The organism is Streptomyces sp. NPDC050549, assembly GCF_040655035.1.
Lineage (GTDB): Bacteria > Actinomycetota > Actinomycetes > Streptomycetales > Streptomycetaceae > Streptomyces.
Genome location: NZ_JBFAJD010000001.1, coordinates 16,553 through 38,173 on the forward strand (window position 1 = coordinate 16,553; position 21,621 = coordinate 38,173).

Here is a 21,621-nt window from a genome sequence, read left to right on the forward strand (position 1 = left end):
GCGGCTGTTGGCGAGATTGTGGCCCTCCTCATGCCCTCCGAACTGGGATGCGGGACCTTTGGCATATGCCTTAGGCATGCCACGTGGCGTAGACCTTGGGTGTTCGGTTGTTCACTTGGCGTAGTTGAACAAATGTCAAAGAATCGCGCCGAGAAATTCCCGGGTCCGCTGGTGTTCCGGATCGCCGAAGATCCGCTCCGGCGGGCCCGATTCGATGACCTTGCCCGCGTCGAACATCAGGACCTGGTCGGATATGTCCCGGGCGAAATTCATCTCGTGGGTCACACAGAGCATGGTGATGTCGGTGGTGCGGGCGATGTCCCTGAGTACGTCGAGCACGCCCGCGACCAGCTCCGGGTCCAGTGCGGAGGTCACCTCGTCGAGGAGCAGCACCTGCGGGCGCATCGCCAACGCCCGCGCGATCGCCACGCGTTGCTGCTGGCCGCCGGAGAGCCGGGTCGGGCGGGCGTCGGCCTTGTCGGCGAGGCCGACCAGGTCCAGCAGCTCCAGGGCGCGTGCTTCCGCTTCGTCCCTGGGCATGCCCAGGACGGTGACCGGCGCCTCGGTGATGTTGCGCAGCACGGTCATGTTCGGGAACAGGTTGAACTGCTGGAAGACCATCCCGATCTTCTTGCGGATCTCCCGGACCCGCTTCTCGGGCGCGGGGAAGAGCTGCTCCCCGTCGACGGCGATCGTCCCCTCGTCCGGCTTCGTCAGGGTCATCAGCAGCCGCAGGATCGTGGTCTTGCCCGACCCGGAGGGCCCGATCAGGGTGACGTGCTTGCCGGACTCCACGGAGAAGTCGAGGTCGTCGAGCACGGTGTTGGACCCGAAACGTTTCGTCACATGGTCCAGGCGGATCAACTCGCTGCCGTCCACCGGGGGGTTGGCGTTGGCGTCGGTTTCCTTCGTCAGGGGCGTGTCAGCGGACAAGGCGTCGCTCCAGGGCTCGGATCAGCAGGGAGGCGGGATAGGAGATGAGGATGAACGCCACCCCGATCACGGTGATGGGCTCGGTGAACTGGAAGTGCTGCTGGGAGAAGAGCCGGGCCTGCCCCAGCAGCTCCAGCACGGTGATCGCCATCAGGATCGGGGTGTCCTTGAGCATCGCGATCACGTAGTTGCCCAGCGCCGGGATCACCCGGCGGATCGCCTGCGGCAGGATCACGGCTGTCCAGGTCCGGCGAACCGGCAGGTTCAGCGCGGTCGCCGCCTCCCACTGGCCGACGGGCACCGCCTCGATGCCGGCGCGGTAGACCTGCATCGTGTACGTCGAGTAGTGCAGCCCGATCGCGAGGACACCGGTGGTCAGCGCGGAGAAGGCCAGCCCCCACTCCGGCAGCACATAGAAGAGGAAGAACAGCTGCACCAGCAGCGGGGTGTCCCGCACGAACTCGGTGACGATCCCGACGGGCCAGCGCACCCAGCGAGTCGGGGTCCGCATCAACAGCGCCCACACCAGGCCGAGTACGAACGAGATCAGGGACCCGAGGACCAGGATCTGCAGGGTGACCTTCAGGCCGTCCCAGAAGTACGGCATGAAGTCGCTCACGGCGTTCCAGTTCCACTTCACGCGACGCCACCTCCGACACCCACGGTCTGCTCGCGCTTGGACTCGGTGCTCGCGGGCCCCTTGCCGATCCCGGCCTTCAGCTTCTTCTCCAGGCCGCGCATCAGCCGGGTGAGGGTGAAGGCGATCACGAAGTAGATCAGCAGGATGTACGTGTAGATCTCCGCGCTCTGCTGCAGCGCGAGCCGCACCAGGTTGGCGCTGAAGGTCAGATCACCCATGCCCATGACGGACACCAGGGCGGTGCCCTTGAGCAGTTCGACCAGCAGGTTGCAGAAGGGCGGGATCATCTCCGGCACCGCCTGCGGCAGCAGGATCAGCCGCATCCGCTGCCAGGGTGTGAAGCTCAGCGCGACTCCGCCCTCCTGCTGCGCCGGGTCGACTGCGCCCAGGGCACCGCGCACGATCTCCGAGCCGTACGCCCCGTAGGTCAGCCCGAGCGCGAGGGTGCCCGCCCACAGCGGGACGAGCTGCCAGCCGAAGGCGACCGGCAGGACGAAGAACACCCAGAAGATCATGACGAGGGCCGAGGTGCCGCGGAACACCTCGGTGTAGAAACCGGCGAGGAAGCGGACGATCCATCGCCGGTGGGTGCGGGCGATGCCGACGACGAACGACACGACGGTCGCCAACAGCGCGCTGAGGACGAGGAGTTGGACGGTGGTCCAGATCCCTTTGAGGACGAGTTCCCAGAGTCCTGAGGTCATGCGCCGCAGAGCTCCTTCGCGGTGAGGTCCGTCATCTCGGCCTTGGTGAACCCGAAGGGCCGCAGGATGCGGAACAGCTCCCCGCTCTTCTTGAGCTTGTGCAGCTCGACGTTGAAGGCGTCGCGCAGCTTCGTCTCGGTCGGCCGGAACGCGAAGGCGCCCCCGTCGATCCGCGGTTTGCCGTCGGCGAGCGGTGCGAAGGGCCGGGTCGACTCCGCCTTCGCCGACTTCTTCACGACCGCGCGGGTGGTGAGCGCCGTACCGGCGAAGACGTCGACTCGCCCCGCCTCTACGGCGTTCAGCCCGGCGACCTGGTCCGGCACGATCAGGATGTCGCTCTGCTTGTACCCGGCGTCGACGGCGTGCTGGATCTGTGCGTAGCCGGTGCCGGTGGCGAACTTCGCCTTCTTCGCGACGACGTCCTTGTAGGTGTGCAGCCCCTTCGGATTGCCCTTGCGGACGACGAACGAGTCGAGCACCTGGTAGTCCGGGTCGGCGAAGATGACCTGCTCACAGCGTTCCGGGGTCACGTACATCCCGGCGGCCACGACGTCGAACTGCTGCGAGTTCAGCCCCGGGATGAGCGAGCCGAACTCGGTGGGCACGGGCTGCACCTTGCCGACGCCGAGCCGCTTGAAGATCGCTTCCGCCAACTTCGGTGCCTCACCGGTGAGTTGACCGTCCTTGTCGATGTACCCGAACGGGATCTCACCCGCTATCCCCAGCCGTACGACGCCCTGCGCCTTCAGCCGGTCGAGCAGATCGCCGCCGTTCGTGGTCGACGCGGTGGCCACGCGGCTGCAGCCGGCCGCGCCCAGCGCACCGGCCGCCGCCACCCCGGCGAGCAGAGCCCGGCGGGTGTGACCCGGCATGTGACCGGATGTGTGTCTGTCGTTCCCAATTGGTGGAGCCATGGGCGCGCAGCTACCCGACCGCATCGCGGTTATGCACCCTGGAAGGCATGACGGATCAGTTCATCGAGGTTTCACTCGCAAAACGGAACGTCCGCTGCCGGGCAAAACTGCTGGTAGGCCGCGCGCCGCTGACCTGTGCGGCGATCTGGAACGCACTCCCGCTGGCCGGCGAGGTCTACCACGCCAAGTACGCCCGCAACGAGATCTACGCCCTTTTCCCGCCATTCGCGGAAACGGAACCCCCGCTGGAAAACCCCACAGTAACCCCCATACCGGGTGATCTCTGCTATTTCGCCTTCGCCGGTACGGAACTCGGCACGAAGGCCTACGGCTACGACCGCGAGGTCCGCGCCGGCACGACGGTCGTCGACCTGGCCCTCTTCTACGAACGCAACAACCTGCTGCTCAACGGCGATGTGGGCTGGGTGCCCGGCATCGTCTGGGGCGAGGTGACCGAGGGGCTGGCGGAGATGGCCGAGGCCTGCAACGACCTGTGGCGGACGGGGGCGGCGGGGGAGACCCTGAGCTTCGGGCGGGCCTGACGTTCAGCTTTCGGCGGGCCCGAGTCCGGAGAACGCGGCACCGGCGCCGTACAGCGCGTGCGCCGCCCGCAGCACCAGGCCGTCCTGGTGCCGGGCCCCCACGATCTGCAGCCCGATCGGCAGCCCGTCCCCGTCGTTCCCCACGGGGACGGTGGCGGCGGGCTGCTGGGTCAGGTTGAAGGGGTACGTGAACGGGGTCCAGCCCGTCCAGCGGCGGTACCCGGAACCCTTGGGGACCTCAACTCCCGCCTGGAAGGCGGTGATCGGGAGGGTGGGGGTGACGAGGAGGTCGTAGCGCTCGTGGAACAGGCCCGTCCTGCGGCCGAGTTCCATCCGGACGTCCACCGCGGCCAGATAGTCCAGCGCGGAGAAGCGGCCGCCGGCGGCGCGGATCTCCCGGAGTCCCGGGTCGAGCAACTCCCGTTGCCGCGGCGCGAGTTTCTGCGTCACGCGGGCCGCGCCGCTGAACCACAGGGTGTGGAAGGCGTCCACCGGGTCCGTGAAGTCGGGGTCCGTCTCCTCGACGTACGCGCCGAGCGCGGCCAGCCGCTCCACACCGCGCCGTACCGCCGCCGCGACCGCCGGACGCACCGCGACCTGGCCGCCGAGGGACGGGGAGTACGCGATGCGCAGGCCCTGTATGCCGTGCGCGAGCCCTTCCGTGAAGGAGCCCGGCGGCCGGTCGAGGCCCGACCAGTCGCGGGCGTCCGGTACGCCGATCACGTCCAGGAGCAGCGCCGCGTCCGCCGCGTCCCTGGTCATCGGGCCGACGTGGGACAGCGTGCCGAACGCGCTCGCCGGGTAGAGCGGCACCCTGCCGTACGTCGGCTTCAGTCCGAAGATCCCGCAGAAGGACGCGGGGATACGGACGCTGCCGCCGCCGTCCGTGCCCAGCGACAACGGGCCCGCGCCGAGGGCAACGGCCGCCGCGCTGCCACCACTTGAACCGCCTGCCGTGCGCGCGGGGTCGTGCGGGTTGCGGGTGATGCCGGACAGCGGGGAGTCCGTGACGCCCTTCCAGCCGAACTCCGGGGTCGTCGTCTTCCCGATGAACACCGCGCCGTGTTCGCGCAGTCGGGCCACCGAGGGCGCGTCCTCGTCCCAACTGCCCTGCTCCGCGACGGTCTTGGAGCCACGCAGGGTCGGGGCACCGCGCTGCAACAGAATGTCCTTCACGGTGACCGGCACCCCGTCCACCAGCCCGGCAGGCTCGCCGCGCCGCCAGCGCTCCGCGGACTCGGCCGCCCGCGCCAGCGCGCCCTCCGCGTCGAGCCGTACGAACGCGTTCACGACGGGCTGGATCTCCCCGGCCCGCTCCAGGGTCGCGCGGGTCGCCTCCACGGGGCTGAACTCCCCTCTGCGGTAGCCGTCCAGGAGTTCCATGGCGGTCAGCTCGGTGAGTTCGGTCGTCATCCGGCCCTCCAGAGTGGGGAGTTCAGTGCCCCGGTACGTACCCACGCTTCTTGTCGACCACGTTCCGCAGCGGCTTGCCCGCCGCCCAGCGCTCGTACAACTCCACGAACTGCGAGCCGAGTTCGTCCCGCCAGCCGACCGTGTCGCCGCTCATGTGCGGGGAGACGATCAGCCCCGGAACCTGCCACAACGGGCTGTCGGGAGTGAGGGGTTCGGTCTCGAAGACGTCCAGCGCGGCGCCCGCGATCCAGTGCTTGGTGAGGGCCTCCGCGAGCGCGTCCTCCACCACGAGCTGTCCCCGGCCCACATTGATGAACCGGGCCGAGGGCTGCATACAGCCGAACCGGCGGGCGTCGAACATGCCCCGCGTGTCGTCGGTGAGCGGGGCCGCCGAGATCACCCAGTCGGCGCGGGCCATCAGCCGGTCGAGTTCGCCGGGGCCGTGGATACCGGCGCGCGGGGTGCGGCCGACCAGCGCCGTCGTCACGCCGAGTGCCTTGAGAACGCGGACGATCGCCCGCCCGATCGGCCCGGAGCCGACCACACAGGCACGGGTCCCGGCCACCCGCTGTGCCTCGCGGTGCCGCCAGGTCCGTTCGCGCTGGAGGTCCAGCGTCCTCGGCAGGTCCTTGGCCATCGCGAGGACGAGGGCGGCGACGTACTCGGCGATCGGATCGTCGAAGACACCGCGCGCGTTCGTCACCACCGTGTCGGAGTCGGCGAGTTCGGGGCACATCAGGTGGTCCACGCCCGCGCTGGCGGTGTGCACCCAGCGCGGTCTCGGGCCCCCGCCCGGCCAGGCCGAGCGCACCGCGTGCGAGGTGAAGTCCCACACCAGCAGGACGTCGGCGGAGGGCAGTTGCTCCGCGAGTGTCGACGCGTCGGCGTGCTTCACGCGTACGCGGCCGGTGAGCTTTCCGAGGCGGGGGAGCGGGTCGGCGTCCAGGACGAGAAGGGTGGGCGGGGCGGCGGGCGTTGCGGTCATGCGGAGCCGTTTCTCGCGGGAAACAACCGGGGTGCGACGGTCTGACATGCGCGGATTGACCACGCTCGCACTCGAACCTACCTTCGTCAACACGGACGCCCGCACGGACCGTTGTCACCCCGTTTCTCTTGGTGAGGCCGGTGTTGCCATGCACGTTTCCTTCCTGGGCGGACCCCGCCCGCAGCGCGGTGTCGGTGTCGTCGCCCCCTTCGACTTCGCGCTGGACCGCGAGCTGTGGCGCTGGGTCCCCGACGACATCTCGCTGCACCTCACGCGGACGCCGTTCGTGCCCGTCGAGGTGAGCCTCGACCTGGCCCGTCTGGTCAGCGAGCACGAGACCCTGCACGACGCGGTCCGCACGCTCAACGCGATCGCCCCCGAGGTCGTCGCCTACGCCTGCACCTCCGGGAGCTTCGTCGGCGGACTCGCCGGGGAGCGCGCGATGTGCGAGGCGATGACCCGGGCCGGCGAGGTGCCGTCCCTGACCACCTCGGGTGCCCTGCTCGCCGCCCTGACCGAACTCGGCGCCCGCCGTATCGCCCTGGTCACGCCGTACACGGTGTCCGTCACCCAGTCCCTGGAGGAGTACCTCGCAGAGGCCGGAGTCCAGGTCACCGGCCGCGCCTTCATGGGCCTGACCAGGCACATCTGGAAGGTGCCGTACCGGGACGTCGTCGACATGGCCCGCCAGGCCGTCAAGGGCGCCGCCGACGCGCTCTTCATCAGCTGCACCAACCTTCCGACGTACGACGTGATCCCCCAGCTGGAGGCAGAACTCCGCATACCGGTGATATCCGCCAACCAGGTAACGATGTGGGCAGCCCTGCGCCGACTGGGTACGCGTGCCGTGGGCCCCTATCAGGCGCTGCTCGACGAATCGGCGCGCCACCAGGGGCCGGTACTGCCGGAAGAACACCAGGAAGGCTGGTCATGACCGCACTCGGATTCCTCTACCCGGGCCACTCCGCCGAGGACGACTACCCGCGCATCGAGCAGCTCCTCGGCAGCGACGTCCGCCTCGACCTGGTCCACACGGACATCGGCGAGGACGCGCACCGCGTCGACGCGCTGCGCGAGATGGGCTCCCCCGAGCGGCTCGCGGCGGGCGTCGAACAGCTGCGCCTGTGCGGTGCGGAGGCGGTGGTCTGGGCATGCACCAGCGGCAGCTTCGTCCGCGGCTGGGAGGGCGCCCACGAGCAGGTGCGCGGCCTGGCCCGGGCGGCCGGACTGCCGGCGTCGTCGACGTCCTTCGCCTTCGTGTACGCGGCGAAGGAGCTGGGGGTGCGACGGGTGGCCGTAGGGGCGACGTACCCGGACGACGTGGCGAACCTGTTCGCGGACTTCCTGCGGGCCGGGGGAGTGGAGCCGGTCGTGGTGCGCGCCTCCGGCATCGTCACCGCGGCGGAGGTCGGCACCTGGGGCCGGGACGAGGTGCTGGCACTGGCCCGGTCCGTGGACGGCCCGGACGTCGAGGCGATCCTCCTGCCGGACACGGCCCTGCACACCGCCGCTCATCTCACCGAGCTGGAGAAGGAGTTGGGCAAGCCGGTCCTCACGGCGAACCAGGTCACGGTCTGGGAGGCGCTGCGGCTGGCGGACCGCAGGGTCAACGCGCCGGAGCTGGGCGCGCTGTTCACCAGGGAACCCCTCGTACAGGCCGACTGAGCGGTCCGGCCGGGCGCCGGGAATAAAGCGGAGACAGCCTCCTGTTAGCCCGGGAAGACACCGCACAGCTCACAACAGGAGGCACCCACCGTGGCGGCAGACGACGAGGTCCGGAGCGCGACCGACGAGATCCGGGGTACGGCGCGGGGCACCGCCCCCGCTCCCCTCTCCGTACTGGACCTGGTGACCGTGGGCGCCGGCCGTACCGCCACGGACGCGCTCCGTACCAGTGTGCGGATCGCCGAGCTCGCCGAGTCCCGCGGCTTCCACCGCTACTGGGTCGCCGAGCACCACTCGATGCCGGGCGTCGCCTCCTCCTCGCCTGCGGTGATCCTGGCCCACCTCGCCGCCCACACGGACCGCATCCGCCTCGGCTCGGGCGGCGTCATGCTCCCGAACCACGCGCCGCTCGTCATCGCGGAACAGTTCGGCACCCTGGAGGCGCTGGCCCCGGGGCGTGTGGATCTCGGCCTCGGCCGCGCCCCCGGCACCGACGGCGCCACCGCCGCCGCCCTGCGCCGCACGGACCGTCTGAACGAGGGCGCCGACGACTTTCCGGAGCAGCTCGCCGAGCTGACCCGCTTCCTGGACGACGACTTCCCGGACGGCCACCCCTACGCCCGCATCCACGCGGTCCCCGGCCCGATCCAGTCGACCTCGCCCGGCGGCGTGCAGTCCCCGCACCGCCCGCCGATCTGGCTCCTCGGCTCCTCCGGCTTCAGCGCCCGCCTCGCCGGCATGCTCGGCCTGCCCTTCGCCTTCGCCCACCACTTCTCGGCCCAGAACACCGTTCCGGCCCTGGACCTCTACCGCGAGTCGTTCCGGCCGAGCGCCGTGCTCGACGCGCCGTACGCCCTGATCGGTGTCTCCGCCCTCGCCGCCGAGGACGAGAAGGAGGCCCGCCGCCAGGTCCTGGCCGCCGCTCTCAACATGGTCCGGCTGCGCACCGGCCGCCCCGGCCTGGTGCCCACTCCGGAAGAGGCCGAGGCGTACGAGTTCAGCCCCATGGAGCGGGAGTTCATCACGTCCTGGAACGCCAACGTCATCCACGGCACCGCCGACGAGGTCCGCACCGGCCTCGACGACCTGCAGAAGCGCACGGGCGCCGACGAGTTGATGCTCACGTCCCACGCCCACAACGCGGACCTGCGGCTGCGCTCGTACGAACTGATCGCCGACGCCTATGAGTTCACGGCCGATCAGGAGGCCTGATTGCAGGCCTTCGTCCTCAGCAGTGCGGAGATACGATCCGGCGCCACCGGGCGGGAGTAGAGCCACCCCTGTCCGGTGTCGCAGCCGATCCGGCGCAGCCGGGTGGCCTGTGCCGTGGTCTCCACGCATTCGGCGGTCACCGACAGGCCAAGCCGGTGGGCGAGTTGGATCATCGCCTCGACGATGACCTCGTCGGCCGGGTTCGGCGGGATGCCCTCGCCCTCGTACTGGAAGCCCCGTACGAAGGAGCCGTCCAGCTTCAGGACCGAGACGGGCAGTCGGCTCAGGTATGCCAGGTTCGAGTAGCCGGTGCCGAAGTCGTCGATGGCGATGTGCACGCCCATGTCGCTGAGGGCCTGGAGCGCCTGCAACGGCCGGCCCGCCGAGCCCATCACCGCGGACTCGGTCAGCTCCAACTGGAGGAGATGCGGGGCGAGTCCGGTCTCGGCGAGGGTCTCCGCCACGTCCGCGACCAGGTCCGAGTCCCACACCTGGCGCACGGCCACGTTGACGCTCACGAAGATCGGCGGCTCGTCCGGGTGGTCGAGCTGCCAACGGCGGGCCTGGCGGCAGGCGGTGACCAGGACCCAGCGGCCGAGCTGCACGATCGAGCCGTCCTCCTCGGCCAGTCCGATGAACCGATTCGGCGTCAGCATGCCGAACTGCGGGTGATTCCAGCGGACCAACGCCTCGACCCCGCGCAGCCGTCCGTTCTCCATGCCCACCAACGGCTGGTACTCCAGGGTGAATTCACCCCGCTCGATGGCCGGGCGGAGGGTGGAGGCCAGCGCCTGGCGGGTCATGCGGTGCGCGTTGCGCTCCGGATCGAACAGCGTCCAGCGGGACTTGCCGTCCGCCTTCGCCCAGTACAGCGTGGTGTCGGCGGCCTGCATCAGACCGGTGGCCGTCGTACCGGCCGCCTGCCGCTCGACCACACCGATCGACGCCGACAGCGACAGCCGCTGCCCGGACAGGTCGAAGGGCGCCTGCAGCGCCTTGAGCACCGACTCGGCGAGATCGGCCAGTTGGTCGGTCCCGGTCGAGTCCTCGACGAGCAGCGCGAACTCGTCGCCGCCGAGCCGCGCCACCAGCGGGGCGGTGGCCCGGGCATGGCCCGCCTCGTCCGCGCACCGCGTCAGCCGTTCCGCGACGGCGGCCAGCAGCCGGTCGCCGACCCGGTGGCCGAGGGTGTCGTTGACCGCCTTGAAGCCGTCCAGGTCCAGATAGCACAGGCCGATCCGCCCGGTGCCGCCCTGCTCGTACGACTCCGCCTCCAGCGCGGCCGAGAGCCGTTCGAAGAACAGGGTGCGGTTGGGCAGCCGGGTCACCGGGTCGTGCATCTCCAAGTGCCGTAGCCGCGCCTGGAGTTCACGCCGGTCGCTGATGTCCGTCAGTGACAGCAGTACCCCGTGCTCGGCGGCCGGCAACGGAGCCGCGGTCACCTGAACCCACAGGGAGTGCCCGTCAGGGTGCTTGACCCGGCGGGTGCGGCTCAGCCTGGCCTGCCTGCCCCGCAGCACCTCGCGATAGGCGTGCCAGGTGCGGGCGTCCGACCTCAGGTCCACCAGATCGGCCGCGACCAGTCCGGCGAGCGCCGCACCGCCCTTGCCGAGCAGCGCGCCGAACGTGTCGTTGGCGCTCACCACCAGCCCGTCGCGGTCCACGACGGCCATGGCGAGGGGGGACGCGGAGAAGGCGGACCCGAGCCGGCCGTCCGCGGGAAGACTGACACGAGGCGACGCCTCACCATTACTCTCTGTTACGGCCGGCCGGACGAGGTCTGCCGCGGGCGCCGGCCCTTCGGACGTTCCGCTCACCGCTCGCTCCCGCAGTGCACTCGATCTTCGGATGGGTCTCGTCGGGATGGCCGACCGGGTGGGAGGCCGCCGTGCCGTGTCCGTGCAGGAAAGTGTGCCGATCATAGAGGTTGGCCCCCGGCCCTACCAGCCACTCACCAGTGTCCCGGAACAACGGCCCGTTCCGGCAGATCGATTCCGCCCGCACCTGGGCGGGTTCGCCAAATGGCCGACCACATGTGACGTTCCGTGAGTGTTTCCGGATGTCGGCCCGGGCGTGTCTCAGCCGTCCCGGGCGTCCCCCTCACTCATCTGGTGCAGATAAACGAGGCATACCCCAACAAACCATCACAGGCTGGGTGTCGGTGTCCCGCGAACCGCTCCCGGAGGTCCTCGTGCCGTGTCAGCTCCCCCTCAAGGGGCTCTCCCGTACGGCGCTCAAGGGGCTCGCCCAGTGGCGGGCCCGCCCCCGGCTGCGCAGCACCGCGGCCGTGTTCACCACGATGTCCGCGCTCGCCGCGACCACCATCATGTCCAGCCAGTCGGTCGCCGAGCCCTTCTCGTCCACCCCCTGCGCCCTCAAGCGCACCGATGCCCACCACTCCGAGGGCCTGGACACCTGGAACGCCGCCTACCCGCGCCCCACCCGCCCGCTCGACGCGGTGATGATCTTCCTCTCCTTCCCCGACGCGATCCCGCGGACCACCCCCGCCGAACTGGCCGCCGACCACTTCCCGGCCACCACCCGCTTCTACGAACGCGCCTCCTACGGCAGGTTCACGCTCCACCCGCATCCGCTGCGGAACTGGATCCGCATGCCGAAGCCGTCCACGTCGTACGCCATACAGCGCGACTGGAGCCCGGTGAACCGCGCCGCGTACCTCCGTGACGCACTCGCCGCCGCCGACCCGCAGGTCGACTTCGCGCGCTACGACGTCGTCTACTTCGTGGCCGATCCGGACGCGCCCGGGGTGGACTCGGACGCGACGAAGGTCGTCAACCTGGACACCCCGCTGCGGGCCGACGGCACAGACATCCGGCGGGTCGTCACCGTCTTCGAGAAGCACCCGCCGGACCGGCTCGTCCTCGCCCACGAGACGGGCCATGTCTTCGACCTGCCGGACCTCTACCACCGGCCGGTGGACGGCAAGGGCGACTGGGACACGTATGTCGGCGACTGGGATCTGATGGGCAGTCAATTCGGCCTGGCGCCCGACCTGTTCGCCTGGCACAAGTGGAAGCTGGGCTGGCTGGATCCGCGCCAGGTGGTGTGCGTCCGGGGGGCCGGGCCGACCCGGCTGACCCTGGAACCCCTGGCCGCCGAGCCGCCGACGGCGGGCAACGCCGGATCGCCCGCGTTCGGCCTAGGTCTCGGCGTCAAGCTGGCCGTGGTGCGGACCGGCGCCGACAGCGCGCTGGCCTTCGAGGCCCGCAGCCCCGTCGGCAACGACAGCACGGCCTGCAAGCAGGGCATCCTCGTCTACCGGGTACGCGGCGGCGCGGCCTCCGGGAGCGGCCCGATCGAGGTCGTCGACGCCCACCCCCGCACCGAGGCCTGCTGGGAGACCTCGGTCTACCCACCCCTCGCCGACGCCCCGGTCGCCCTCGGCGAGACCTTCACCGTGCCCGGCGACAACGTACGGGTGGCGGTGGAGGGACGGACGGATTCGGGGGCGTGGACGGTGACCATCACGCCGGGCGACATGTCCTGAGTGCCGGGTACGTCGAAGGGCCCCTCGCTCTCGCGAGGGGCCCTTCACAGGTGCGCCGCCAGGGACTCGAACCCCGGACCCGCTGATTAAGAGTCAGCTGCTCTAACCAACTGAGCTAGCGGCGCCTGCTGACGTCGTAGACCTTAGCATCCTGATCGGCGGGAGGAAAAATCGATATGCGCACGGTCGCGCGAGCGGCGCGCACGGCCGCCCAGAGCAGGATTTCCGCGCCGGGGAGCCAGGGGCGGCGCGTGTCGGGAGCCACCAGCCAGCGGGAGTCGAACGGCGCCGGATCGGCCGCGCCGACCAGCGCCGGGACGGTCACCGCGTCGCCCTTGCCGTGGCACAGCAGCGGCGGGACCGACCCCGTACGACCGCGCTCCGTGCCAGCCGCGCCCCACTCCTCCCAGCCCAGCAGCGAGGGCAGCCGCTGAGCCGTCCCCGGGGTGGCGAACAGGAGCATCCGGCCCCGGTACGTCGCGACCGGCCCGGAGCCGGGACCCTCCTCCCACAAGCGGTCGACCATACGGCGGCCGAAGATCGCCGGAGCGGTCACCACGTCGAAGGCCGAACCGCAAGGCAGAACGACCGGGGCGTCCGGCCGCTCCCGCCACAGGGCGAGCGTGCTACGCGGATACGTTCCTGCCGAGGCGAGCCAGGCGGCACCGTCCGGGGTCACGCCCGAGATGTCGAAGCGGTCGGCGAAGGGTTCGTCCTGAGTACGGCTCATGGCGAACAGATCTACCGGCCGTGAGCGCGCGCTCTCCGAGGGTTGCCGGAAATCGGGACAGGAAGGGGCGGGAGGGAGTATCTTGCCCGCCGGGCATATGCCAAAAGCCATGTCGAGAACTCCCGCGCCCCTCGGGTCACACGGGGTCCACGGCCCCGCTGTCCCGGCCCTCGGTGCCGCGCAGCAGATCCCGCCCGAACTCGACCATCTTCTTCGCGTAGTCCTCGGTCCACCCGGCCTGTTCGGCGATGTCCGCCGGCGTCAGCCGGTCGAACCGGCGCGGGTCGGCGAGCTGCGCCGCCGCGATCGCCTGGAACTCCACCGCGCGGTCCGTCGCGGCGCGGAACGCGTGCGTCAGCTCCGTCGCCCGCGCCAGCAGCGCGCGCGGGTCGTCCATCGACTCCAGATCGAAGAAGTGCTCCGGGTCCTCGGCCGCCTGCGCGGGCTCGAAGAGCAGGGGCGCGGGGCGTAGCCGCGATTCGTTGCGACGCGGCGTGTGCTCCGCCATGTCTTCTCCTCCTCGTACGTCACGGATGACCCGCCTCACGAGCCGGACCACCGTCCATTGTCTCCCGACCGCGCAAGAGGCCCCGGGCATACCACCGGGGCACGGTCCCGGAACCCTCAAGCCCGCCGGGCCACGCGATGTTCCCCGAGGTGCACCGGCACCGCGTGATTGGCTGCCCAGCCGCCAGGGTCTCCACACCACCCGGTGCTCCGCCAGGTGTGCCAGCACCGCGTGATTCGCCTCCCAGCCGTCCGGGCTGTATCCGTTGGCCGCCTCCGGCGGCGTGCCGGACTCCGTTCGGTGCGAAGGCGGCCGGGTGCCGGCCGGCCCGGCGTCGGAACGCCGGTTCACGGTCTCCACACCACCCGGTGTTCCGCCAGGTGTGCCAGCACCGCGTGATTCGCCTCCCAGCCGTCCGGGAACTTCACCGTCACCCCCAGCTGCACCGGTTCCGTCGACGGATGGTCGTCCAGGAGGTCGGTCACGCCTGCTCGGCAGATCACGATGCAGGCGTGCCGGTGGCGGGAGGCCAGGACGCAGAGGCGGCCCGTCTCCAGGTGGAAGGCGGTGGCGTCGGGGCGGCCGGAGAGGGGGTGGAGGACCACCGTGACGTCGAACTCCCGCCCCTGGAGCCGGTTCGCCGTGTCCACCGTCACGTCTGTGACGCCCAGTTCCGACAGTGCCGCGCGGACCGCCGCCGCCTGGTCCCGGTGCGCGGTGCCGACCGCGATCCGGTCGGCGGTCAGCGGGGTGGGGTCGGGCGAGCGCTCCGACGTGGCCGCACCGCCCCGGTCCAGCAGCCGCCGTACGACCGTCGCCACCGCCCGTACCGCCTCCGGGTCGGTGCGGGGCGTGTGGCGGGCGGGGAGCTCCAGCAGGCCCCAGCCCGACTCCGCCGCCTCGTCGATCACCCGGTCCGGGCCCGAACCGTCCGACGGGACACCGAAGGCGAGCCGCCGGTCGCCGTGGCCGGTGCCGCTGCGGAAACGGGTGTACGGGTAGAACGCGTTCGAGACGAGGGGGGCGGCCGACGCCGGGAGGCGCCAGGACACCGGCAGGCGGTGCTGCGGGAGTTCGGGGTTGTGCGCGAGGAGTGTCGTCACCGCCGAGGCCGAGGGGTCGTACGACAGGCCCGCCCACTGCTCCGCGCCGACGATCGCGAACGGGTCCAACTGCCCCGGGTCACCCACGAACAGCGCCCGCTCGAACAGCCCGGCCACGGCCAGCAGCGAGTCCGAGCGCATCTGGTACGCCTCGTCGACGATCGCGTGCCGCCACGGCTCGTCAACTTTGACGTGTGCCCACTTGGCCGCCGTCGAGATGACTACCGGGAGCCCGGCCAGCTCACCCGCCTTCGCCGACTTCCGCACGTTGGGCAGGTCGTCCAACGCCTTGTCGTACGGGTCCGCGTCGCTGCTGTGCAGCCGGCCCACGGGCAGCTCGCCGTTCTTCTCGGCGAGCCGCACGACAAGGTCGTCGACCTGGGCGTTGGTCTGCGCGACCACCATCAACGGGCGCCCGGCGTCGGCCAGTTCGAGCGCCGCGCGGACCACGAGCGTGGACTTGCCGGCGCCGGGCGGGGAGTCGACGACGACTCCGCGCGCCGTGCCGTGCAGGGTGTCGCGGAGGATCGCTTCGGTGGCGCGGCCGGCCTCGGCACCTGGGTCGAACACGGCGGTCACAGGACGTCCTCCTCGGTCACCGGGTCGGCCTGCTCCTGTACGGCGGTCTCCTCGCCCGGCGGCCCGCCGTGCGTCCACGGTGTCTCCTCCGGGTCGGGCAGCTTCGCGCCGCCCCGCTGCTCGTGCTCGAAGAGCGTGAAGCAGATCCGGTCGCCCTTCTCCGGCACCGAACCGGTCTCCGGCTCCTTGCCCCGGCCCATCTTGTCGACGACCCGGAGCACGACGAGGGCGCCCTCCTCCTCGTGGCCCACGAACTCCGCCGACTGCGGCTTGCCGCCCAGCGACCGGAACACCTTCGCCCGCTCTCCGAGATGCGGCCGGTCGTCCGTGCGCACGGTCACCAGCGGGCGCGGCCGGGGGCTCTTGCCCTCGCTGTACGCCATGACGACATCCGTGACCTCACCCGCGAAGGCCTCCCCGGCGAGCCGCCGCCCGGCCATCACCAGCGGGTCGTCCAGGGCCTCCTGGGCGTCCAGGCGGGCCTGCTCGCGCTCGCGCGCGGCGAGCTTGTTGGCCGCGGTCACCGCGTCGTCACGGCGCGGCTGCGGGGGCTCGCCGGCCACGATCCGGTCGCGGTGCCCGGTGAACGACCAGCGGTCGCGGGTCCACCGGTCGACGGCGTGCGCGCCCTCCGGCAGCGCCCGCAGCAGGTCGAGCCCGCGCCACACCGCGTCCCAGGTGGGTCGGGTTCGGCTTTCGACGAGGGCCCTGATCTCCCGCTCGGCGGCGGTGAGTTCACTGAGCCGGTCGTCGGCCTCCAGGCCGTCCTCGGCGGCGGCGAGTGCAGTACGGGCGCGGTCGTAGCGCTCGATGGCCGGGGCGAGCAGCTTGTTGTCGAACGCCGGGTCGGTGGCCGGGCCGGCCGGCGGGCACACCAACTGGCCCTGCGCGTCCCGCCGCAGCTCCGCGTCGAGCGAGGCCTCGGCACCGGAGACACCCTCCGGCGGGTCGATCCAGGCGAGCAGCGCGCCCAGGTGCTGGTCCTCCAGGCTGGACTGACCGGTCGCCCAGTGCCGGCCGAGCACCTCCGTGAGCGCGAGCAGCAGCGCCGAACCGGGCACCCGGGCCCGCTCCCCGAAGTGGGTCAGCCAGCGCCCGAGCAACGGCACGCGCGGGGGCGCGGGATGCGGGGTCTCCGGGTCCTGTTCGGCCGTACGGCGAAAGCGCATCGAACGGCCGAGCAGCCGGACCAGCTCGACGCCTGCGCGGCTCGGCACGATCAACTGCGGGGCGTCCGCGCACAGTTCGACCTCGACCTTGACCCGCTTGCCGGTCTCCGGGTCCGTCTCGTTGCGCTCGGCGGCCTCCACGTCGTCGGCGAACGTGTCGATGTACGGCAGGACCACGTCCGCGAGTTCGGCCAGGAACGCGAACCTGAGATCCCGGTCGCGCGGCTGCGGTACGACGAGCAGGCGCGGCGCGTCCCGGTCCGTGCCGACGAGGGCGCCGAGGGGCGCGCCGGCCTCACCGGCGGTGGTGAGCGGCACCAGGACGAGGGGGCGCTCGGACAGGTGCCGGTGCCGGACCGTGGCGGTGGGCTGGGCGCGGCCGGTGCGAACTGCCACCAGCCGGGCGAGAGTTGAGATCAGCGACATGGGGCGCCCTCCGGCCGGGCGTCGTCCAGGACTCCCTGTCGGCTCCGCGGCTCCTCCGGGTGGTACGCCAGTGCCTCGGCCCGCAGCTCGGCCGCTCTCCGCAGTGCCGCCACCGCCGGGTCGTCCGGGTCGCCGGCCTCACCGTGGGCCGCCGCCAGGACCTCGTCGATCGTGGTCAGGTCGCCCAACTCGGCGCGCAGGGAACGGCCGAGAGCGGTGACCGCGCCGGACGCGCGGGAGCGGTCGCGGCAGTGGAAGGCCAGCTCGCAGGCGGCCAGGCACTCGGGGGCGTAGGCCGCCGGGACCGACTCGACGGCGGCCGTGAGCTCGGCGGCCGGGCGGTCGGGGGCGAAGCAGGTGCCCTCGGGGAGGGTGTCGGCGATGTCCTCGATGCGGGTGAGCCGGGCCAGTTGACGGCTGGTGACCGCGCGCTGCTTGCGGACGTCGACGGCGGACGCGGTGGGCAGGTTCGAGAAGTCCTTCGGACAGACCAGGAGGACGCGATGGCGGACTCGGGGCGCGGGGTCCAGGCGCGCGGCGACCTCCTCCAGCGCCAGCACGTACACCGCCGACTGGCGGGCCGCCGCGCCGACCTTCGCCGGGTCCGCCGAACCGTCCAGCATCGGGAAGGACTTGATCTCCACGACCGTCCAGCTGCCGTCCGGGTGCACGACCACCGCGTCCGGCTCCAGGAAGGCCGGGGAGCCCGCCACGTCCAGGGCGAGCATCGGGTGGTCCAGCAGCGTCCAGGCAGCGGCCCCGGTCGCCTCGCGCAGCGCCAGCGCCGTACGCGCCGCGCGTCCCTCGGGGCCGACCGCGGTCAGCCCGGGCACCCGCGCGCGGGTCGGCGGCTCGGCGCCCGCGTCCAGCTTCTCGTGCACCAGCCGCAGCAGCTCCGCGCCGCCGTCCGCCTTCACCCGGGCCTCGAACGCGTTGCCCCGCATGAAGGCGAACTGGGACTGCCCGAAGACGGACGGTGCGCCGAGCGCGTCGGCCAGCACCGCCTTGTTCACCCCCGCGCCGTCCAGGATCGCCCGCCGCTCGCAGCCCGGGTTCGCGGCCAGGGCCGCGAGGGCGCGCGCGTCCAGGGCCTTGGCCGGGACGTCAGGGCCGCGCAGCTCAGCGAGCCGGTGCCGGAGCGCCTTCCCCCGCGTCCGTGGGGGAGGCACCCGGCTCGGCTCCGGTACCGAGCTGTGACTCGCGCTGCCGTGGAATTCGCTCACCCGGGGAAGTCTGGCATCCACCACTGACAATTGAGGTTTCTGTGCCGAGAGAGGCGCCACGGGCGGCGTCGCGGGAGCGGGCCGCGACGAGAGAGCCGCGCCCCTCGAACCGCGCCCCGATCCGGTCCGCGCCCTTCAGGACCTGCGGTGTCAGCAGGAACCCGAGCCCCATCACGACCACACCCGCGACCGCGTCGAGGAGATAGTGGTTCGCGGTGCCCATGACCACGATCGCCGTCAGCAGCGGATAGGCGACACCGACGGCCTTGGTCAGCCGCGTGCCGCCGTAGCGCCACAGCATCACTCCGCACCACAGCGCCCACCCGCAGTGCAGGCTCGGCATCGCCGCGTACTGGTTGGTCATCCCGCCCAGACCGCGCGGCGCGCTCGCGTCGCCGCCCCACCAGCCGTACGAGCTGTACTTGGCCATCGTGTCGACGAAGCCGTAGTCCGGAGAGAGGAGACGGGGCGGGCAGGTCGGGACCAGGGTGAAGCCGATCAGGCCGATGAACGTGGACGTCATCAGCCAGGTGCGGGCCGCGCGGTAGACCTGTGCACGTGAACGGAACAGCCAGATCAGGATCGCGGGCGTGACCAGATAGTGCAGCGACGCGTACCAGAAGTCGGCCGGAATGCCGAGCCAGGCCTCGCGCGTGAACAGCCGGTTGAGCGGGTGCTCGGCGTTGATGTGCAGGAACTTCTCGACGCGCAGGATCGCCAGCCCGTGGTCCACGGCGCTCGCCGTGTCGCCCCTGGCCAGCAGGCGGCCCGCCGAGTACGAGGCATACACCATGAGGATCAGCGGCAGCTCGGTCCACCAGCGCAGCCGGTTTCGCCGGTCCGCCTCGATGCCTGGTGTCTCGGTCTGCGGCATCCGATCGCCCTCCCCCTTCTGTCCTGGTGCGGTGCCCGGTGCTCCGGCTTCCCGGTTGCTCGGTCGGGACACTTTACGGCGTACGTGCGCGCCCCGTTTCGGGCGCCCCCGGACCTCAAAGACGCAGAGATCGCCCCCCGGGTTGCCCTTCTCCAGGGTGCGCGATGATGGAATGACCCGCCCCTGTTCATCTTCCGGAAGGGTCCCCCATGGCACCGCGCATCCTGCTGGCCCGGCACGGACAGACGGCATGGTCGCTGTCCGGGAAGCACACCGGCAGGACCGACGTCCCGCTCCTCGAAGAGGGCCGGCGCGGCGCCAAGGTGCTCGGAGAGCGACTGCACCGCTCCCCACTGGACGGCCTCCCCGGGGTCGAGGTGCGCACCAGCCCGCTGGCACGCGCGCGTGAGACCTGCGAACTCGCCGGCTTCGGCGACCGCGCCACCGACTGGGACACTCTCATGGAGTGGGACTACGGCGCCTACGAGGGCCTCACCCCGCAGGAGATAGCGGCCCTCCGGCCGGGCTGGCTGATCTGGCGCGACGGCGTCCCCGAAGGGGAGACCATCGCCGAGGTGACCGCCCGCGCGGACGAGGTCGTCGCCTGGGCACGCGCCGAGGACCGTGACGTCCTGGTCTTCGCGCACGGCCACATCCTCCGGTCGATCGGCGCCCGCTGGCTGGGCCTGCCGATCGACTTCGCGGCCCGGATCCGTCTCAACCCGACGTCCTTGTCGGTACTCGGCTGGGCCTACGACGAACCGGCGATCGAGAGCTGGAACGACCTGGGGCACCTGGTGGCCTGAAGGCTCCTGTGCCTAGGCCGCTGTCCTGGGGAGGCTCGCATGCCTCTCCAGAAACGTGGAAACCCCCGAAGCCCGCCGATGGGGCAACAGCACCCGCGCGGTCCCGGCCAGCATCGTCTGAATCCGCGACGACTGCACCAGGTCCAGCAGATCAAGCACCCTCATCCCCGCAGTCGCCGCCTCGTCGGGCCGGCCGCCCCGCGCGAGGTCGTCGGCCAGCTCGGTCGTGTACAGCGCGATGTTCCGCGTGAAGTGCGGATCCTGGAGCTGCGCCGCCCGCCGCGCGTGCCGCGCGGCACGCGGCCAGTCGCCCAGTGTCGACCAGCACTGCGCCTCAAGACCCTCCAGCTCGGCCTCTCCGTAGAAGCTCATCCACTCGGGGTCTGCCTCCGAGTGGCCGCGCTCGTAGAGGGCCTGTGCGCGGGCCAGCGCCTGTTCGCAGCCGGTGCGGTCGGCGAGCCCCGCCCAGCCGCCCGCCTCGCGCAGCGCGAGCAGCGACATCAGACGGGCCGAGCCCAGGGGGCGGGCGACGCGCTGTGCGGCCTGTGCGGCGCGCACCGCCTCGCGCGGGCGTCCGGCGTCCCGCGCGAGGAACGCCGTATTGCAGAAGGCGTGTGCCTCCAGGCCCGCGTCGCCGGTCATGCGGGCGGTGGCGAGGGCTTCCGCGTAGTGCGAGCGGGCGTCGTCGAAGCGGCCGGAGTCGTGGGCCAGCCAGCCCACGGAGATGGCGAGTTCACCGGCTCCGGAGTGCAGTCGCTCGGCGACCGACTGCCGGGTGGTGCCCGCGTCGAGCAGGGCATAGGCGGCGCGCAGCGGGGCTGCCGCGCGCCGGTAGAGGCCGTCGGCGCCGTGCCGGTCGTCGAGCAGCCGGATTCTGCGGACGGCCTCTTCCAGGGCGCCCGCCTCGCTCGTACCGGGACGGCGGACGGAACGTTCCGCTGCCACGGCGTCCAGAGTGAGCCCCAGCGGGCCCAGGGTGCCGGCGGCCACCGTGACGGTGCCGCCCCTCATGAATGCGCGACGCAGCACGTCGCTCTCCTCGTGGTTCTCGTGGTTCTCGTGCGTGTCGTACGGGTCCTGTGTGTCATACGGCTCGTACACCCCTCGCATCTCATCCGTCCCACCTGTCTCGCCCGGGGTGTATTCCGGGCTCGTGAGGTGTGCGGGGGGCGTGTCCTCGGCGGTGCGCGCCCCGCGTCCGCGTACGGACGAGCGGGGCGCGAAGCCGAGGTCGGCGAGCGTGCGGCCGGGGAACATGTGCAGGAACACCCGTTCGTACGCGTAGTTGGGGCAACGGATCTCACCGGCCTCGACGCGGCCGACGTAGCGCGCGTCGCAGCTGACCCGCTCGCCGATCTCACGCGCGGACCGGCGTACGGCCGCGGCGAACTCCGCCGGTGAGCGCTGTCCGCGCAGCCGCCGGAAGGCGGGATTGGGTCTCGGTGGTTGGGGGAACTGGGGCGGGGGCACCGTTGACGACGCCATGGCCGGGTCCTCTCGTGCGAACCGTCGAACCATGCCGGATTCAGGGTGACTTGTGTAAGTGAAGCCCTGTTTCCAGCGGGCAAGAACGTACCTGCTGTGCACGACCCGCCACGCAGGGTTTGGCTACAAACCGGATATCTCATCCGCGATCTGCCATGAACTGCCATCCTTTGCGGCGGACTTGTGCCGTAGCCGTTGACGC

At 71.4% G+C, this 21,621-nt stretch carries 20 protein-coding genes and 1 tRNA gene; 6 read left to right on the forward strand and 15 right to left on the reverse strand.

Going from position 1 to position 21,621, the window contains the following annotated elements:
* Positions 1-135: 135 nt before the first annotated feature.
* From ehuA to ehuB, 4 genes are read right to left on the reverse strand one after another with little or no spacing between them, the layout of a single operon-like run.
* Positions 136-933: an ectoine/hydroxyectoine ABC transporter ATP-binding protein EhuA gene (gene ehuA / locus AB0I51_RS00090; protein ID WP_362969747.1), complete on the reverse strand. Its 798-nt coding sequence runs from the start codon at positions 931-933 to the stop codon at positions 136-138.
* Positions 923-1,573: an ectoine/hydroxyectoine ABC transporter permease subunit EhuD gene (gene ehuD / locus AB0I51_RS00095; protein WP_362969749.1), complete on the reverse strand. Its 651-nt coding sequence runs from the start codon at positions 1,571-1,573 to the stop codon at positions 923-925. Before ehuD ends, ehuA begins: the two co-directional genes overlap by 11 nt.
* On the reverse strand, positions 1,570-2,277 hold the full coding sequence (gene ehuC / locus AB0I51_RS00100; RefSeq protein ID WP_362969751.1) for an ectoine/hydroxyectoine ABC transporter permease subunit EhuC: 708 nt from the start codon (positions 2,275-2,277) through the stop codon (positions 1,570-1,572). Before ehuC ends, ehuD begins: the two co-directional genes overlap by 4 nt.
* A complete protein-coding gene (ehuB, locus tag AB0I51_RS00105) occupies positions 2,274-3,149 on the reverse strand; it encodes an ectoine/hydroxyectoine ABC transporter substrate-binding protein EhuB (protein WP_362969753.1) in 876 nt (291 codons plus the stop codon). Before ehuB ends, ehuC begins: the two co-directional genes overlap by 4 nt.
* Before the next feature lie 89 nt (positions 3,150-3,238).
* Here ehuB and AB0I51_RS00110 point away from each other — a divergent pair, with 89 nt between their 5' ends.
* On the forward strand, positions 3,239-3,733 hold the full coding sequence (locus tag AB0I51_RS00110; RefSeq protein WP_362969755.1) for a DUF3830 family protein: 495 nt from the start codon (positions 3,239-3,241) through the stop codon (positions 3,731-3,733).
* 3 nt (positions 3,734-3,736) lie between these two features.
* Here AB0I51_RS00110 and AB0I51_RS00115 read toward each other — a convergent pair whose 3' ends face one another.
* Both AB0I51_RS00115 and AB0I51_RS00120 read right to left on the reverse strand, forming a co-directional pair.
* Positions 3,737-5,146: an amidase gene (locus tag AB0I51_RS00115; protein WP_362969757.1), complete on the reverse strand. Its 1,410-nt coding sequence runs from the start codon at positions 5,144-5,146 to the stop codon at positions 3,737-3,739.
* Between the two features lie 22 nt (positions 5,147-5,168).
* Positions 5,169-6,131, reverse strand: a complete 963-nt coding sequence (locus AB0I51_RS00120) for a D-2-hydroxyacid dehydrogenase (RefSeq protein ID WP_362969759.1) — start codon at positions 6,129-6,131, stop codon at positions 5,169-5,171.
* 148 nt (positions 6,132-6,279) lie between these two features.
* Here AB0I51_RS00120 and AB0I51_RS00125 point away from each other — a divergent pair, with 148 nt between their 5' ends.
* The 3 genes from AB0I51_RS00125 to AB0I51_RS00135 all read left to right on the forward strand — a co-directional run bounded on the left by AB0I51_RS00125 (position 6,280) and on the right by AB0I51_RS00135 (position 9,008).
* Positions 6,280-7,065 carry an aspartate/glutamate racemase family protein gene (locus AB0I51_RS00125; RefSeq protein ID WP_362969761.1) on the forward strand — a complete coding sequence of 262 codons (786 nt, stop codon included), beginning with the start codon at positions 6,280-6,282 and terminating at the stop codon, positions 7,063-7,065.
* Positions 7,062-7,796: a decarboxylase gene (locus tag AB0I51_RS00130; RefSeq protein ID WP_362969763.1), complete on the forward strand. Its 735-nt coding sequence runs from the start codon at positions 7,062-7,064 to the stop codon at positions 7,794-7,796. Before AB0I51_RS00125 ends, AB0I51_RS00130 begins: the two co-directional genes overlap by 4 nt.
* Positions 7,797-7,886: 90 nt before the next feature.
* A complete protein-coding gene (locus AB0I51_RS00135; RefSeq protein ID WP_362969765.1) occupies positions 7,887-9,008 on the forward strand; it encodes an LLM class flavin-dependent oxidoreductase in 1,122 nt (373 codons plus the stop codon).
* On the opposite strand, the gene AB0I51_RS00140 is transcribed toward AB0I51_RS00135, so the two are convergent.
* On the reverse strand, positions 8,996-10,825 hold the full coding sequence (locus AB0I51_RS00140; protein WP_362969767.1) for an EAL domain-containing protein: 1,830 nt from the start codon (positions 10,823-10,825) through the stop codon (positions 8,996-8,998). The two genes, AB0I51_RS00135 and AB0I51_RS00140, sit on opposite strands and share 13 nt — an antisense overlap.
* 344 nt (positions 10,826-11,169) lie before the next feature.
* Here AB0I51_RS00140 and AB0I51_RS00145 point away from each other — a divergent pair, with 344 nt between their 5' ends.
* Positions 11,170-12,516 carry a M6 family metalloprotease domain-containing protein gene (locus tag AB0I51_RS00145; RefSeq protein WP_362969769.1) on the forward strand — a complete coding sequence of 449 codons (1,347 nt, stop codon included), beginning with the start codon at positions 11,170-11,172 and terminating at the stop codon, positions 12,514-12,516.
* Positions 12,517-12,567: 51 nt separating this feature from the next.
* Here AB0I51_RS00145 and AB0I51_RS00150 read toward each other — a convergent pair.
* The 7 genes from AB0I51_RS00150 to AB0I51_RS00180 all read right to left on the reverse strand — a co-directional run bounded on the left by AB0I51_RS00150 (position 12,568) and on the right by AB0I51_RS00180 (position 19,128).
* A tRNA-Lys gene (locus AB0I51_RS00150) sits at positions 12,568-12,641 on the reverse strand.
* The gene (locus tag AB0I51_RS00155) at positions 12,632-13,246 is read right to left on the reverse strand and encodes a bifunctional DNA primase/polymerase (RefSeq protein ID WP_362969771.1); all 615 of its coding nucleotides are present in this window, start codon (positions 13,244-13,246) and stop codon (positions 12,632-12,634) included. Before AB0I51_RS00155 ends, AB0I51_RS00150 begins: the two co-directional genes overlap by 10 nt.
* A 136-nt stretch (positions 13,247-13,382) precedes the next feature.
* Positions 13,383-13,754 (reverse strand): hypothetical protein, encoded by a 372-nt coding sequence (locus AB0I51_RS00160; RefSeq protein WP_362969773.1) that lies wholly within the window; start codon positions 13,752-13,754, stop codon positions 13,383-13,385.
* Positions 13,755-14,101: 347 nt separating this feature from the next.
* On the reverse strand, positions 14,102-15,436 hold the full coding sequence (locus AB0I51_RS00165; RefSeq protein ID WP_362969775.1) for an AAA domain-containing protein: 1,335 nt from the start codon (positions 15,434-15,436) through the stop codon (positions 14,102-14,104).
* The gene (locus tag AB0I51_RS00170) at positions 15,433-17,031 is read right to left on the reverse strand and encodes a hypothetical protein (protein WP_362969777.1); all 1,599 of its coding nucleotides are present in this window, start codon (positions 17,029-17,031) and stop codon (positions 15,433-15,435) included. The genes AB0I51_RS00165 and AB0I51_RS00170 overlap by 4 nt, the downstream gene beginning before the upstream one ends.
* Positions 17,022-18,200 carry a hypothetical protein gene (locus AB0I51_RS00175; RefSeq protein ID WP_362969779.1) on the reverse strand — a complete coding sequence of 393 codons (1,179 nt, stop codon included), beginning with the start codon at positions 18,198-18,200 and terminating at the stop codon, positions 17,022-17,024. Before AB0I51_RS00175 ends, AB0I51_RS00170 begins: the two co-directional genes overlap by 10 nt.
* The gene (locus AB0I51_RS00180) at positions 18,151-19,128 is read right to left on the reverse strand and encodes a phosphatase PAP2 family protein (protein ID WP_362969781.1); all 978 of its coding nucleotides are present in this window, start codon (positions 19,126-19,128) and stop codon (positions 18,151-18,153) included. The genes AB0I51_RS00175 and AB0I51_RS00180 overlap by 50 nt, the downstream gene beginning before the upstream one ends.
* Before the next feature lie 209 nt (positions 19,129-19,337).
* Between AB0I51_RS00180 and AB0I51_RS00185 the strand changes: the two genes are divergently transcribed.
* A complete protein-coding gene (locus tag AB0I51_RS00185) occupies positions 19,338-19,934 on the forward strand; it encodes a histidine phosphatase family protein (RefSeq protein WP_362969783.1) in 597 nt (198 codons plus the stop codon).
* Positions 19,935-19,946: 12 nt separating this feature from the next.
* Here the strand turns inward: AB0I51_RS00185 and AB0I51_RS00190 are convergent, their stop codons facing one another.
* Positions 19,947-21,419, reverse strand: a complete 1,473-nt coding sequence (locus AB0I51_RS00190) for a hypothetical protein (protein WP_362969785.1) — start codon at positions 21,417-21,419, stop codon at positions 19,947-19,949.
* Positions 21,420-21,621 lie beyond the last annotated feature (202 nt).

Coding starts and splice junctions, on each gene's coding strand:
- ehuC (WP_362969751.1), bottom strand. CDS start 2,277: ATGACCTCAGGACTCTGGGAACTCGTCCTCAAAGGGATCTGGACCACC.
- ehuB (WP_362969753.1), bottom strand. CDS start 3,149: ATGCCGGGTCACACCCGCCGGGCTCTGCTCGCCGGGGTGGCGGCGGCC.
- AB0I51_RS00110 (WP_362969755.1), top strand. CDS start 3,239: ATGACGGATCAGTTCATCGAGGTTTCACTCGCAAAACGGAACGTCCGC.
- AB0I51_RS00115 (WP_362969757.1), bottom strand. CDS start 5,146: ATGACGACCGAACTCACCGAGCTGACCGCCATGGAACTCCTGGACGGC.
- AB0I51_RS00120 (WP_362969759.1), bottom strand. CDS start 6,131: ATGACCGCAACGCCCGCCGCCCCGCCCACCCTTCTCGTCCTGGACGCC.
- AB0I51_RS00125 (WP_362969761.1), top strand. CDS start 6,280: ATGCACGTTTCCTTCCTGGGCGGACCCCGCCCGCAGCGCGGTGTCGGT.
- AB0I51_RS00130 (WP_362969763.1), top strand. CDS start 7,062: ATGACCGCACTCGGATTCCTCTACCCGGGCCACTCCGCCGAGGACGAC.
- AB0I51_RS00155 (WP_362969771.1), bottom strand. CDS start 13,246: ATGAGCCGTACTCAGGACGAACCCTTCGCCGACCGCTTCGACATCTCG.
- AB0I51_RS00160 (WP_362969773.1), bottom strand. CDS start 13,754: ATGGCGGAGCACACGCCGCGTCGCAACGAATCGCGGCTACGCCCCGCG.
- AB0I51_RS00170 (WP_362969777.1), bottom strand. CDS start 17,031: ATGTCGCTGATCTCAACTCTCGCCCGGCTGGTGGCAGTTCGCACCGGC.
- AB0I51_RS00180 (WP_362969781.1), bottom strand. CDS start 19,128: ATGCCGCAGACCGAGACACCAGGCATCGAGGCGGACCGGCGAAACCGG.
- AB0I51_RS00185 (WP_362969783.1), top strand. CDS start 19,338: ATGGCACCGCGCATCCTGCTGGCCCGGCACGGACAGACGGCATGGTCG.
- AB0I51_RS00190 (WP_362969785.1), bottom strand. CDS start 21,419: ATGGCGTCGTCAACGGTGCCCCCGCCCCAGTTCCCCCAACCACCGAGA.